Below are 15,308 nucleotides of genomic sequence, written 5' to 3'. Positions count from 1 at the left end.
TGTTTTTAGAGCCTGAATTCTTCCACAACTAAGGCTATACCTCAAGTAACTTATACCAATTGCCTATATTAGCGGCAATAAAAAAGGGAGCCTTGCTCCCTTTTCCAACTCATTCAGCTAAAACGCTTATTTGCTTAAATCTAGCATAAGTTTGTTCAAACGAGTTACAAAGCCTGCAGGGTCTTTTAAAGTACCGCGCTCAGCCAGTAATGCTTGATCTAAAAGTACTTGTGACCACTGAGCAAACTTGTCTTCGTCTTGTTCAACATTTAGGTGTTTAACAAGCTGATGCTCTGGGTTAAGCTCAAAAATTGGCTTTTGCTCAGGCACTGTTTGACCAACTGATTCCATTAACTTTTGCATTTGCGAGCTCATATCGTGCTCATCAGCAACAACACATGCAGGCGAGTCAGTTAGACGGTGCGTAAAGCGTACGTCTTTAACGTTATCACCTAGTGCTGTTTTAATACGCTCGACTAGGCCAGCAACTTCTTTTTCTGACTCTTCTTGCGCTTTTTTCGTTTCTTCGTCATCCATGTTGCCTAAATCTAAGTCACCACGGGTAATTGACTGGAATGATTTTTCGTTGAACTCTGTTAAGTAGCTCATCATCCACTCATCAACACGGTCGCTTAGAAGCAATACTTCGATGCCCTTCTTACGGAAGATCTCTAAATGTGGTGAGTTCTTCGCTGCAGCGAATGAATCAGCAACTACATAGTAGATTTTGTCTTGCTCTGGCTTCATACGCTCAATATATTGCTCAAGCGATACATTTTGTGTGCTTTCATCAGTATGTGTAGAAGAGAAACGCAATAGCTTAGCAATAGCTTCTTTGTTAGCCGCATCTTCAGCTGGGCCTTCTTTTAACACCTGACCAAACTCATTCCAGAAAGATTGGTAATCTTCTTCGCGGTTTTTCGCCATACGCTCAAGCATTTTAAGTACACGCGATGTACAACCTTTACGGATTGCTTGCGTTACTTTGTTGTCTTGTAAAATTTCACGTGACACGTTAAGTGGCAAGTCGTTTGAATCAAGTAAACCTTTCACAAAACGTAAATAGCTTGGCATGAACTGCTCAGCGTCATCCATAATGAAAACGCGTTGTACATACAGTTTTAAACCAGATTGACGCTCACGGTTCCATAAATCGAAAGGTGCTTTTTTCGGGATGTATAACAAGCTCGTGTATTCAGTTTTACCTTCAACCTTGTTATGTGCCCAGCTTAGTGGCTCTTCCCAATCATGACCGATGTGCTTATAAAACTCTTTGTACTCTTCGTCTGTTACTTCTGACTTATCACGAGTCCATAGTGCTGTTGCGCGGTTAATACCTTCCCACTCGCCTGGCTGTGCTGGAATTTTCTCGCCGTCAGGACCTTCAGATTCAGGTACTTCTGCTTTATACATCTCAACTGGAATAGAAATATGGTCTGAATATTTAGTTACGATGCTACGTAGACGGAACTCATCAGCAAACTCTGTTTCATCTTCACGAAGGTGAAGAATGATTTCGGTACCACGTGATGGTTTATCAATCTCTTGTAATGTGTACTCACCTTCACCTGCAGATTGCCATTCAATACCTTGGCTTTCACCTGCTTTACGCGTACGTACTGTTACTTTGTCAGCAACGATAAACGCTGAGTAAAAACCAACACCAAATTGACCAATCAATTGTGAATCTTTGCTTTGGTCACCAGTTAGGTTTTGGAAAAATTCTGCGGTGCCTGATTTTGCAATTGTACCTAGTGAATTGATCACATCTTCACGGCTCATACCAATACCATTATCAGTAATGGTGACCGTGTTTGCTTCTTTATCGGCACTGATACGTACTTTTAGTTCCGCATCGTTTTCGTATAAATCGCCATTAGAAAGCGCAAGGAAACGTAATTTATCTGCCGCATCTGACGCGTTTGATACAAGCTCACGTAGGAAAATCTCTTTATTAGAGTAAAGAGAATGAATCATTAGATGCAATAACTTGCCCGTATCTGAGCCAAATTCATGTTTTGTAATATCTTTTTGTTCTGCCATGGTAATACCTTTAACACTTTTGGTACACAGTTTGGTACGCATTTCAATTGTTAAGCTTTCGCTTCTGAAACGAATATTGTGTCACTAGGTAAACAATTCAAGTGCTAACAGCAATAAAAAACACGTGGAATTAAGTGAAGCAGTCTACTAACGTTTCATCAATTTAACTTAAGCGGTTTAAATATGCACATCGTCTTAATGCTAATTTTAGTGATACTTGGCTTGGCTCTTATAGATAAGGTGGGGTTAATCATTGGAGGCCCAATTTGCCTGCTTGGGTTAGCCTGCTTAAATATAGGCTCAGATAAATGGAGGAATGAACAAGAGAGTCTATTTTGGTCACTAGGACTACTGTGTTGTATTGTATTATTTATCACAGACATTATTTGAACGAAGAAACCCTATTAGTTAACTAATATGGCTTAAATTATGCTAGTAAATTGTAAATGTAAATGTTTTGGCGTAGTGTATAAAAGTTGATCTAATCTTCAAATAAGGACGTTTATGGAACCATTGATAGAAACTTCGGTCAAAAGCATTAGAGATAAGTACGATGCAGATATTTTCTTATTTTCTGGGAATTTAACCGCCCATGCAGATGATATGTTTATAAACATAGTTGAAATGCAGGAAAATAAAAAAAATAATGTAATATTATTTTTGCAAACTCTTGGTGGTGTGCCTGATATTGGGTATCGAATTGCAAGATATTTAAAGAATGAATATAAAAATGTGTACTATGCAATTGGAGGTTTATGCAAAAGCACTGGTACGCTAATGTCTATATCTGCAAACACTTTAATAATGGGTAAGCGTGGTGAATTCGGACCACTTGATATACAGATAGCAAAAAAAGATGAAGTTGGTGAGTTAGCATCAGGGCTGAATATTTTTCAGGCTCTAGAGTTTTTAGATGAACAGGCAAGGTCCATTGTAGCCAACACTTTTGTCGAGTTAAGAAATGGAGCAGGCTTAAGTACTAAACAAGCTTTTGATGTTGCACAAAGAATGGCGACAAACTCTCTAAGCCCGATTTATGCACAAATTGAACCTGTACGACTTGGTGAATTTAAAAGAGCAATGCAGATTGCTGAACAATATGGTTCCAATTTAAATTCGGGAAACCTGAAAGATAAAGCACTTAACAGATTAATTTCTACTTATCCCTCACACGGATATGTAATTGATAGAAATGAAAGCAAAGAATTATTCGATAAAGTAGAAGATGCTAGCATTGAATTTGAACATTTAATGCGTACAATACGCACACTCAACATTACCGAGCTATATTGCAGAAACTTGGTGCAAGACTTTATTGTGCCAGATGCAAATGAGGAGGATGAAAACGATGGAAAATCTGATGAATCTTAAACCTGATTTTAAAAACACTTCACAAGACGGTATGAAGAAGCTAATGAAGGATTTGTTTGAACGAAACAAACCGACTCCTGAAGAGTCTGTTAAGCGCTACCAAAGAGCAAATGAGCGTGCAAGCAAAAAGTTAGCTTAAACAAAGCTTTTATGTAAATAAACCCGTATCTTGCGGGTTTATTTATTCCTGCAATCATAGACTTTGGTCATTACAAATTTAGACTCTCTTTTAGAAAGATATAGTTTGTACTTAATTTTAACCCTCAACCACTTTTCTAAATATTCACAGTGAAAAGCCTTATTTTCCGGCATCCATTCTAATGGTGATTTAGAGCCTTTAGCTTGATTTGAATTATCTTCAACTGTTAGTAAGTTTTCAAAATCATTCGCAAAAGCCCGCTTTTGTTCTCGAGTCCAATTTGCAGCACCTGTTTCATGTGCATGAGCTAGAGGGACTACGTGGTCAATGTCTAAATCAGATGCTTTAGTAAAAACCTGTGAAGTGTATGGATCTAACCATTCCCCCCATGAAACATTACAGCCTTTATTTCTTTTGAATTTTACAGGAGTTCGAGAGTCGCGGATCAGTATCTCAGCGCGAGTATCTTGGCAGTCAGAATCAGCATCGACCCAATGAGGCCAATCTTTTCTATTGTAGTTTGTTAAAAGCGGCGGAGAAGTTGGTGAGATTACTGAAGTAGATTTACTTGTGTAGGACTTTGTCTTTGTGCCATGACAATGATAACCACCATTTTTGCGGTCATTATGACAGCCCTCTGAATTTGTTCGTCCACTATGAGCAGCAGATGATAAAGAAATAATGGATAACGATAAAAAAATAAACAGTTTCATATGAATTCCCTTTAAAACAGTTAAAACTCGTTGACTATGAGGTATCGTTTTATGTAACTTCATGTTGTCCGCAATTATAAACCGAAAGTACTTGCTTCTTCATTGTTTTATTCTTTTAGGACACTCCATCTGTGGAGGCCCTCTACCCAAGGGTCAGAAGCTTTGGACAATTGAAGTAGGTCCAATAATAGTATTGGACCTACTTTTGATTGAGATTAAATTAGGCTTTTATAAGTTTATAATTTATCAAGTAAGTAAAACAGATTACTTACTTATAAACACTTGATCTTTGCCTCTCTTTTTTGCTTGATAGACAGCTTCATCCGCATGTCTAATTGAGGCAATAACAGTTTCATTATAATTCAACTGACTAATACCTGCAGAAAACGTAAATTTTACTTTAGCATTTAAGTAAACTATGGAGCATTCATGAACCGATTTTGAAATTCTCTCCAATACTTCTTTTGCTTTATCAGAAGTTAATCCTTGAAAAGCGATGACAAACTCTTCTCCACCTAAACGACAAAAAAGATCACTTTTTCTCAATGATGATTTTACAATTTCTGCGAATTTACGAAGAACTAAATCACCTGCCTCATGGCCAAATTTATCGTTTATTGATTTAAAATTATCAAGATCTATCATTGCAAAGGATAAAGGTCGCTTCTCTCTTACATGTTGATTAAAAATTGCATCTATAGATTCGAAAAAGAATCTGCGATTATGGACACCCGTTAATTCATCTTTAAAGGCTAAAGTCTCAAGCTTTCTCTCAAGCTTAGCTTGTTCTCTCGCCATAAATCGATATGTACAACAATCCGCCAAAACTTCTGTGAAATGAACCTCTTCTACCGACCACTCTCTAGATTCATTTGCTTGTTCACAACAAACAACACCAATTGGAAACCCTTCTTTAAAAATTATCGTATCCAACATTGACTTAATGTTCTGCGGCTTGAGGTAATCATCGAAAAAGCTCTTGGTTCGCTCATCTGTTTCTGCATCATTGACAACAATTGAGTTGCCAAAATCTATTGCAGAAAAGTATTCTGGATGATTTTTTTTCTCGATGATTGGGGGGTGTGGTGGAACTTCCGTAAAGTACCACTCAGAATTCGAAACACACTTCAAATATTTACCATCTTCAATCATCCAAATTGAAATTCGACTTACATCTAAAGCATTAAGCCCCAAAAGGATAATCTCTTTCATGAATAGATGTGTATCGGTGAGTAAATCCTCTCGCTTAGATGCAATTCTTCTTATTAAATTTGAATTCGCTACTAAACAGCTCTTATCACTAGCCATAAAATTCATAATTTTTAATTACTTTATTCTTTGAAATTAGCATAAATAAATAGAGTTATATAATTTTTTTAGAATATAATTTGACAACTGTTACTGCAGCTCCTAACTTAAATATGAATTTCATAAATTCTATATTTAGTAGACACCCACATAATTTCAATACCCAAGCATACAAACTTCCCTACATTCATTTGTTTGTATGCTTTTTTATTTTCCGCCTAATCTAAATGCTACGTAAGCTTTATGGTAAATAGCATTAATTTGCTTCTGGATTTTATCTACCTTCTCTCGTTTCTGAGAACTAGTTAACTGCTTGCTATCATTAATTGCATCCTTGGCTTTGGTTAATTTTGATATAGAACGCTGAACCTTTGCTAGTCCTGCTCTAGAGCGTAGTTTGCTACCTTCATCTTCAAGCAGCTCCTTAATACGAGTAGTGTCACTAAGCTCCGTAGCGCGTTTATAACTTCCATAGGCTTGATTTGCAGCATCAAGGGCATCATAGAACTCATTTGCAAACTTAGTGTTCGATTTGGGTGTGCTACCTTGGTAAAAAGATTTAATCACCGGGTATCTATTAAGTGGCGTTTCAGCATTAACCTTACCAATGGCTTGTCTTGCTATCATATCGCTGACTCCAAGAACATAACTCCCCATCGTACCGGTATAACCTAAAATCACATGCTCAATTTTCTTAGGTGACCAACCAAGCGTTTTGCCCAATGCAATTGCTGTATCGCTAGTGAAAGCACTATAACGGTCTTGGGCTTGTTTATTTTGATCTGCCATGCCTTCAATAGGTGCATCTCTAAAGAATGAACGGTTTAAAGACGTTTCAACAAGCGGCAGTATAAATTGGGGTGTAGGGTTTAATGCCATCGTTGTCAGGGCTGCATGCATTAATGATTTTTGCAGGTCCTTGCTGCTCTGATTACCTGCGGCATAATTAAATAGCCTCTCTGGTATGGTGCCAAAAATCACGCCTAACTCAAATGGCTTTGGAATACGCCAATGATCATCACCAGAAAAGAAATGCCAGTTAGCATCTTTGTCCCAATCAGGTAATGCCTGGTAACGTTCGTCATCATCATTATACATAGCCAATGCAAGACTAAACGCTGCGACTTTTATACCTTTCATTGCCAGTTCACGACTTAGCACTTTAATTAACTGATCATCACCTTGTGCTTTGGCCGCTCTGACGAGTTTGCTCATGCCTTGCAATCGAGCATTGAAGAATGGCAATACATCAACCATGAAATTAATTGTCGTAAAATTACCTTTTAGACTGTAATCCATTAAGTCTTTCGCTTCAAAAGCTGCTTGTCGCTTACTTTTATTGTTTGCTAATGCCGCTTCATAAGTGCTTAACCGGTTAGCATTCTCAACTTTGTCACTTATATTTCGGTATGTCTCTAATAACTGCTTACCGTTGGTCACTAAACTGCCTAGATAAGTATTTATCTCGTTCTCAGATAAACCTTTCTTTGCTAATGCTCTACGAGTTTGCTGTGCGGCAGCTTCTGGATCTGCCCCATGAATATAACCACCTTGGAAGGCTGCTCCACTGAATATAAGGTCCCGGTACGCTTCATCTTCCTTAAACGCTTTTTTCAAACCTTTAACGCTGTCTGCAGCGAATTTGAACCCATCTTTATTGATCATCCAAGCATGCGCCGCATCACGAATAAAGTTCTTTGCAATAAAGTCAGGTGATAATGTGATACCTGCAGTTAAAAACCTTTTTGCGCTACGGCCGATTTTATTAACGATGTTATGGCTGCCAGAGCTGTTCACTTGAATAAGTGAGCGCATGAGAGCAGGATCACTAACTAAGTAAGCTTGTGGCTCACCGTTTATCATAACCCGTACTTTACTGTTTCGATTCAATTCTTCTTGCGTCATGCTTTTAGCATCATCGCTTTTTTCATGGATCATAAAGTCAGTACCATCAAGGTTTGATACGACTTCCTGCATCGCTTTGTTCTTGAGTGATGCTTCTATTAAAGTCCTTTGGCGAGTGATAATGTTCTCTAATAGGTCCTTGGTAGATTGCTTGCCGCCCTTAAGTTCTTTAATTTGCGCTGACTGGCCAGCAATCCCTTTGCGAGTGTGAGGCTCGACGATAGAGCGTTTGATTGCATCCATTTCTGGATCAGTTTCACCCATATCTCGGAAAAATGGGACGTAGTATTCTTCATCGAATGATTTACGCTGTTGCGTATTAATAAGCCCAGCACCTTGGGCTACATCGAGAATAGCTGAATTGATTTTATTGTACTCAGCTCTAACCTCTTCAAAGAGTTTTTCTTTTCCTTTCGCTAGTGACTTGAGCTCTTCAATATCAGCTTTTGATAAATTATTTTCTCTTCCTTGTGCCTTTAATCGTTCAGCTCTGTGAGCCCCCATCCACGCTAACCAATCATTTAGATCGTTTTCAACCATACTAAATACTTCGAGTAAGCCTTTCGTGTTTTCTTTGCGTTGAATGATCCCGTCTTTCCATTGCGGCGCACCGTAATTGAATACACCGTGTAAAACGTCAGAAACCCCTGCTGCCAAACGTGCGCTCACATAGCCTTGTTTATTTGGATCTGTTACACCAATCGCTTCCTCGGCTTGCTTAATACCTGCAAGCCCATCAAAGATACCTTCATTCAAACGGTTCCAAAATGGAGCACTCTTTAAAGTCCCCATAACTTCAGCCGTTCGCTCTTTCGCTTTATCTGACAAGGTTTTCTGAGCATTTTCAGTTAAACCCAGCTTTTCTTTGGCAGTGCGGTTATCTGAAGTAGTCGTTTGACTAAATTTGTTCCCCTTCTGGCTGTATGCTAACTCCCCTATTGAGTCGGTGTATGGAGCACTTTTCGATTTAAAGCCTTTAACAATACTGTGCAGCATTTCGCGCATATGAGTAATTTCATCATCTTCACGATACATAATACCAGCTTTATCAAGCTGTGCTTTTAGCCAACGCTTTAATGCCTGCCACCAATACTTAAGCTCACCTTTACTAGGCTCATTTTCAACAAATCGTGCAAAGATCTCTTCTGCTTTTACGTCATCACTGGAATCCCAATAATCTTTATTGGCATCTTTCCAATATTGTTCAAATGCTTTTCGACCTTTCGTTTTTTTTATGCGATTTAAGAACTCTTGATGTGCTTCCTTACCTATAACAGTGTCTAAACCACCATGAGCAATAGTTTCATGTGCTAAAGTTCGTTTTAAATCTGATTCACTTTCAATATTCTCTGCTATTACATAGACCGTTTTAGTTTTATCGTTATAAGCCCCCTTAACGATTGAGTCACTTAAACTCATACGCCATAGCTTCTCAGCATCTTTAGTTGATTCGAGTACATGAACATTAATTCCATTGGCGCCATTCAAAGATTTAATGAAACTATTTGCTGTTTTTTCAGCATCACCTTTTGCAATACCTTTAGGCTTTTCTTTGGCATTAGATTTAGAGAAGAACTTGATCCCTTCAGGCGTTTCTTTATGTTCGATTGTGTCAAACAATGCTTGATAGGCTTCATTGATTGGGGTTTGTTCTGAACTCAATGGGTAAGGGAATGTATTGCCATCTTCAAAACCAAGTGACTCCGCAGCACTCCAAGCTTCATCACTTACTACATTTGCTAAATAATCGTTTGTGATTTTGCCTTTCTCTAACTTATCAATTATGAATGTCTCAAATGAACGCGCTGTCATTTCAACATTTGTAGACCAGTACTTTTTAGATTTACGTTGATCTAACTTCAATGACCGGCTGGGTAAATCGCTTGCATTAATAACATTTCGCACCCTCTTAAACGCTTCAGCCATTTCTGGACGAACTTCATCGCCTTTTAAGTGATATGGTGACTCTGTAATAAAGTCTGAGCCGCTATTTTTTTGCCTGCCAAAATAATTATCTAGTGCGTGCCACCATTCATGAGCAAGGGAACCTGAACCCGACTTCTTAGTTAAGTTAATAACCATATTGCCTGATTCGTAATGTGCTGCTGCGGGCTCTTTGCCCCCCGTTCCTCTGGCACCAAATGCAAGGCCAAGCTGCCCATTTAGACTAAGCGATTTCGGAGGCACATCTATCGCTTCAGCTAAATCCATCAATGCATCATATGCTTGATTGAGATCCTTTTGTCTCTTGCCCTGTTCAACCCAATTCCCAAATTCCACACCACGAAACCCAAATGTTTCAGTAAACGTACCTGGTGTAACATTATCAGAGTGTCTTTCTGGTCCTGTTCGTTCCGCATTCACAGGCTTACGCATATTCGGTGTGGACTTTAATTTCTGCAAATTCGCTTCAACTGCATCTCTGTTAAAGCTTAAATGCTCCCGAGCTTCTGCCGGTGTTTTGAAGTCTTGAATCTTCAATACACCACTCGCGCCCTTCCAGCCCAAATAAACTTGGCCCGTGTACCGATCACGAAACACATTTATTTTGGAATGTCTTGCTTGTCTATTTGTTGATTGACTCTCAATCTTAATTATCTCAGCTAACTGCTTTTGAGCTTCTTCTAATGTCTCAACTGCATTATCTAAGCTTATGCGGCGACCTTGCTTTTCAATTGTGTAAAAAGTTTTAGCTGGCTTGTGCTCTTTACCATTGAACAAGCTATATTTTGCAGAACGTATGCGGTATTTCGACGCCTCTTTCAAAATTGCAGGGTTCGCATTTGCAATTGTGCCTAAAGCCTCTTTAGCGCCATTCAAGGTCCCTTTGCGCATGAAGTGACTAAGTAAATTAATTTCACTTTCGGGATCTGCTCCTTCTTTCAAAACTCGATTAATCGATTGCTTAACTTTATCTACATAATCAGCCCAGTCACTGACCTTATGACTCAATTTTGGTTTTGAAGGTATGCTTCCTCTAGCCATTGCAATAAAAGTTAATACTTTAGGATCTGCGCCTTCATCTGACATTTTTTGATAATCAGGTTGAGGTAAGGCTTTGCTTAATGGTTTCGATTTAATCGAATCTGATTTTTCATCAAGACTTTCTGCAAACCCGCCCCATAAATCTTTACGAGCACCACCTAGCTTTTCACCGAAATCTTCAATGACTTCTGAATCACTTGTTTTTTTTCTTTCCTGTTCGCTACGCACAGAAAAGCCGCTCTGTGGCGGCTCTGATTTTTGATCTGGTTTCTTGTCAGAAATAGGCGGCTCATTGTCTTTTATGCCGAACTCTTTTCTTAACTCGTTATAAGCCTGCCGATTAATACTTTCAGGTGTGTCAGCATTAAACCGCTGATAAGTTTCAAAAGACTGCTCTGCAAACGCTTTATCAACAGCAGACTCATACCCTTCATCTAGTTTTTTCATAGCAGCGTCATAGCCAGGTGAATCTTTTTTAAGACCTTGCTTTTTAGCTTCAGTTTGAAGCCATTTCCGTTTAGATGTTTTCAGGATTGCTGGCAGTTCGTTTGTTTGTTCAAGGGTTACCGGCTCTTGTTCAATTGATTTACCATTGGTGTCTTGAGTTTCAGTACTCGGCATTTCTTTTGCCAGTGGCACTAATCGCTCTATTGGTGCATCTAAACGAATTATTTTAACAGGCTTATTTTTTTCACTAGCAGCTAGCCATTGGTGGTGACCATCTAATATATGGTTATCATCCGACACTAAAATGGAACGCTCGCCGCCATCGTATTCTTTAGCTTGTATAACTTTGTTAGGTGAGAACTCTGCTTGAGTTGGTTTTAAAGACTGTGCTGAAACTGTATCTTGCTTGTGCTCAATGCCTCTGGCTTTCATGAAGTTAACCATGGCACCGCGATTTTCCGCTTTTATTTGTGGCATTTCAGCACGCGGTATTTTTTTAGTTTGGCTTTGTGGTGAAAAAGCCTGCCATTCAGAATCTATCATTTCGCCTTTAATGTCGGCCTGTTGTCCTGTGGCTTCTTCTGATGCGGGCTCAGTGCCCTTACCTTTATTTTGAGCGGGACTTTTAATCGTCCAACCAAAACCATTATCAAAGGAAACAGCTTTAGTTTTATCGCCAGCTCTACGTGCTGCACGCGCCTCTTTGCTTAACAATGCATCGCGTTTGCTCTTAAATGGTTGTCCGTCTTTTTGAACGTTTACACCACTTTGGTTACCTGAAAAAATTATATCTTTATGTGGCAATAAATTCTCAGCGTCACGGCCTGCTTTCTCTACTCGTTGTTGAGCTTCTTGCTTTGGCCTGCCATCTTCAGCAAAGATAATATCTTTTTGTTCAATGCCTTCTGGTTGCGCGGCAAGATCAGCAAAAAGCTTTTCACGCTCTTGACGATCCGCTGTTTCTTGTGAAGTTGGGAGCCTAGCCTGTTCTGGTTCTGTAGTTCCTTCGATTGGAGCTTTTTCAATACCTTGCCTACTCTGAGGCTCAGCTTCTAGGTAGTCGCCTTCATGCGTGTACTTAATAGGGCTAAAACGGTCCTCAGGAGTTGGTGATTTATCTAAAGCCGCTGCTTGTACTAGCTCATTGACTGTCGGAGATGTATTGCCATCATTAAGTGCTTTTATTGATTCTTGGGCTGGGCTTGTAAGCATATCACCATATTGCCCGGCATCTTTGTTTGACTCACCAAAGCCAGCTTGTCTCGCTGCAGTTGGTGCGTCATAATTTACATCACTAACTGCATCATTTTCACCTAGATTAGTTGTCAGATTTTCATTAGGCGAAGCCTGCTCAGGTAATGGCTCAGGTTGTGATGCTGCATTAAATAAGTCGTTATCTATACCAAACTTTTCTTTCATGGTTCGAGCAACAATTGCCGAGGCTTCAGCATCAGTAAAACCTTGCTTTTTAGCCGCTTCAAACTGTTTGACTCGTACCATATCAATTGCTTCGTCTTGAGGTACACCTGACTCTACTAAACTATCAGCACTATTCTTCACTACCTCAGCTGTTCTTTGCTGATAGCTCAGTGCTTTTTGAGTTGCCTCAGAGCCAGTTCTAACTATACCCCCTACAACCAAACCGCCTACAAAAGCCTCGTCCAATTTTTCAAACTCATCCAGACTTTTGCCAGCCCCCCACTGCGCTAATGCTTCTTGGCCTGTCTCTGTAACGCCTTCACCAACTGCGCCTTTTAGTAGCCGTTTAGCAATACTAGGATCACGTACAGCTTCTGTTAATTCACCTTTACCATAACGCTTTGCTGTCTCAAGAACTCCATCTCTTAAAATATCTTTACCTAGTTGGCCCATGCTAGCTTTAATGCCAAGTCGTTCAAGCAGCATTTGACCAGCACCTGAAACAACTGCGCGTGTTGCATCTTTTTCACCTTCAGGCTGTTTTTCGTAAGCTTCTTGCGCAAGGCCACCGGCCATACCAAAAGCGCCTACACCCGTTGCCGCTCCCACCATGTATGGAATAGAGCCAGCGGTTAACTCGCCTGCATAACTCGCAAAATCACCTAGGCTATCAATGTCTTTGTATGATTTAACTGTAGGTTCATAGCTATTTTGTTCTTCAATATTTCTGTCAATGCCTTCTTGAGCCCATTTCGATAATGAACCTCCTTGACCTATAGCTCTGCCTAATGAATTTGTTTGATCTTCTTTAGGTTTGCCAACATCTGTGAAACCTTTTACAGCTCGGTAACCTAACTCTTGTAGCTTATCAACACCTGCACCAAATGATGCAGCTATTCCACTCTCTGTCTGTTCTTCAGCAAATGGATCTATAAATTCAATTTCTTTCTTAGTGAATGGGTCTATTATTTTATTGTTCATTTGATAAATACCCTTGCTGAATTGCAATTTGAATGGCTTGTTGTTCTGACAAATTTTTATTGGCTTCCATAAATTTAGCAATCACTCCTTTTGCATCCACACCATCAATATGACTCGTGTAATTAACTGTTCCCACTTGCTTTTTATTTGATTTTTCTGAAGAGCTACTTTTCCCGTAGATGCTGTCTAATTGTTCCATCTGCTTTTGAAACTGAGTCTCTACACCTGCGATCGCCTGTTCTTTGGCTTCTCCCTCTAATGGAACAGTTGTTCCTTTTCCTGATTCAACATCTGCTAACGCTTTTGTCTTGGACTCAAGCAGTTGCAACTTAGCTTTTCTATATTCAGCTTCTTTGGCGTCATTAGCTTTAGATTGAGGGGTGGTTCGAATACCCATATTCGCATTTAATTGCATACCAAGACGATCGTAATACTCTGGCCGTTCCATCATATCTGCCATCATTGCGCGCGCTTTTACAGTGCCAAAAAGCTCTTTGGGCGTATAGGTCATTACTGGATCATCAGGTTCAGATGTTCTGCCCTTGGTCATTGGTTTTATTTCTTTCATGCCATTTTCATAAGTGACCTCTATTTCAAAGCCAAATCTTGCAGGCTCGCCTTTTTCACTAAGCGGCACGTATCTAACAATTTTATTGTTTGCTACCTTCGATTTAACACTCTCGTTGTACCGTCCAATGGTTGAATTTAGCTTGTCGGAAAAAGCAGCGTTTGTTAGCTCTATTGATTTAGGCGAGTTTAGTTCTGATACTTTGCCTGTTTTTGCAACTTCACCGAGAAAAGAGTCGAACATTTTTATATTTTCTCTAGCTTCAGGCTTTGCGTAAGTCCGCGGATCCATCGCCTTATTTCTCTGCATTACAGGCTCTAAATCTTCCGGTATCTTTCCTGTATCTCTGAATGCTTGCCAAGCCATAGAAATTACTGGCTGGTCTTTTTTCCAATTATCTTGTTGCGTTTGGTAATTTTGCTGCCATGTAGTTTCAGCAGCACGCTGTTCTAGAGATTTATTACGATAGTCATTCATTGACCTAAGCGTTGCATTTCGATGTTCATTGTTTTGCTTGGCCTGCTGATTTCTAAATGCCACATCTTCTGCACGCTCTGCTTTTCTTTGTTTGTCTAAATCAGCAAGTCGCATTTGACCTTGCTGATAGCGTTCCTCATTTCGCTTATCTAAATCACTTAAACGCTGTTCATTGAATTGACGAGACTGATGGCGCTCCATCATATTGAAACCCTTTAACGCGCCATCTACGAATGCACCTGCCATAACTCCCCCTTATAATGAACCTGCAGCAAAACCAATTACAGCACCAATAGCAGTGCCCCAGCCTGGCATTATCTGTGTGCCAATCATTGCACCGGTTGCAGTGCCGCTCATTTGCGAATTTTTTTGCGCCTGATCTGCTTGGTCATTTGCAATTTCTCGGTTTTGCTCCATATCTGAGAGCGTTTTGAGTGACTGAGTTGATTTGGCCTTAGTGCTTTGGCCTGCGTTCATAATTGAATAAGACATTAGACGTTTCCTATATCAGCAAGCGTGCTTGTAGCACCACCTTGACCGGTAAGTATTTTGTTTTGCAGGTCATCAACTGAACTGCGGGTTTCATTATTGACAGATGCCGTTGTGAGGCTTTTAAGCAGGTTATTATTGTTATTATCTTGCTTGCTGTTTGCTGCGTTAACACCAAAACGTGCTAGCTGCCGCTCCTCGCTTTCTTTAGCAATCTTGAAGTTGCTATCAATGTTCTGCTGATTTCGTTCAAGCTGTTCTGTTAATAGCGAATCATCCGTTGCTAACGAAAATAATTTTTCTTGCACAGGAAGGTAACGCTTTTTGTAATCTTCAAATTGTTGGCGCGTTAGATCCGCTAACGCATCTTGATACCGACCTGTGCGTATTTGGCTGGAATCAACTGCATAAAGATCAAATGGGTCATCTGTTGTTGCTGGTGTATCTGCCATGATGTTATCTC

General features: G+C 39.7%; 9 protein-coding genes. 2 read left to right on the top strand and 7 right to left on the bottom strand.

Annotation, left to right across the window (positions count from 1 at the left end; translation table 11 throughout):
• Positions 1-126: 126 nt before the first annotated feature.
• Complete coding sequence (gene htpG, locus AADY36_RS06910; protein ID WP_446728733.1) at positions 127-2,043, bottom strand: molecular chaperone HtpG; 1,917 nt, start codon at positions 2,041-2,043, stop codon at positions 127-129.
• 504 nt (positions 2,044-2,547) lie between these two features.
• Between htpG and AADY36_RS06905 the strand changes: the two genes are divergently transcribed.
• A complete protein-coding gene (locus AADY36_RS06905; RefSeq protein WP_342408737.1) occupies positions 2,548-3,414 on the top strand; it encodes a hypothetical protein in 867 nt (288 codons plus the stop codon).
• On the top strand, positions 3,404-3,553 hold the full coding sequence (locus tag AADY36_RS06900) for a hypothetical protein (protein ID WP_156426433.1): 150 nt from the start codon (positions 3,404-3,406) through the stop codon (positions 3,551-3,553). The genes AADY36_RS06905 and AADY36_RS06900 overlap by 11 nt, the downstream gene beginning before the upstream one ends.
• A 38-nt stretch (positions 3,554-3,591) precedes the next feature.
• Here AADY36_RS06900 and AADY36_RS06895 read toward each other — a convergent pair whose 3' ends face one another.
• The 6 genes from AADY36_RS06895 to AADY36_RS06870 all read right to left on the bottom strand — a co-directional run bounded on the left by AADY36_RS06895 (position 3,592) and on the right by AADY36_RS06870 (position 15,297).
• Entirely contained in the window at positions 3,592-4,329 is a 738-nt protein-coding gene (locus AADY36_RS06895; RefSeq protein ID WP_342408736.1) for an HNH endonuclease, read from the bottom strand.
• 201 nt (positions 4,330-4,530) lie between these two features.
• On the bottom strand, positions 4,531-5,574 hold the full coding sequence (locus tag AADY36_RS06890) for a sensor domain-containing diguanylate cyclase (protein WP_342408735.1): 1,044 nt from the start codon (positions 5,572-5,574) through the stop codon (positions 4,531-4,533).
• Positions 5,575-5,781: 207 nt separating this feature from the next.
• On the bottom strand, positions 5,782-13,311 hold the full coding sequence (locus tag AADY36_RS06885; protein WP_342408734.1) for an LPD38 domain-containing protein: 7,530 nt from the start codon (positions 13,309-13,311) through the stop codon (positions 5,782-5,784).
• Positions 13,301-14,602 carry a hypothetical protein gene (locus tag AADY36_RS06880; protein ID WP_342408733.1) on the bottom strand — a complete coding sequence of 434 codons (1,302 nt, stop codon included), beginning with the start codon at positions 14,600-14,602 and terminating at the stop codon, positions 13,301-13,303. The genes AADY36_RS06885 and AADY36_RS06880 overlap by 11 nt, the downstream gene beginning before the upstream one ends.
• A 9-nt stretch (positions 14,603-14,611) precedes the next feature.
• Complete coding sequence (locus tag AADY36_RS06875; protein ID WP_062564145.1) at positions 14,612-14,848, bottom strand: glycine zipper domain-containing protein; 237 nt, start codon at positions 14,846-14,848, stop codon at positions 14,612-14,614.
• Positions 14,848-15,297, bottom strand: coding sequence for a hypothetical protein (locus tag AADY36_RS06870; RefSeq protein ID WP_342408732.1), 450 nt, complete (start codon positions 15,295-15,297; stop codon positions 14,848-14,850). Before AADY36_RS06870 ends, AADY36_RS06875 begins: the two co-directional genes overlap by 1 nt.
• Between the last annotated feature and the right edge of the window lie 11 nt (positions 15,298-15,308).

The organism is Pseudoalteromonas sp. D15MCD-2, from assembly GCF_038562745.1.
Taxonomy (GTDB): domain Bacteria; phylum Pseudomonadota; class Gammaproteobacteria; order Enterobacterales; family Alteromonadaceae; genus Pseudoalteromonas.
Note: the sequence above shows the minus strand (reverse complement) of the source record. Positions and strands in the feature narration are given on the sequence as shown.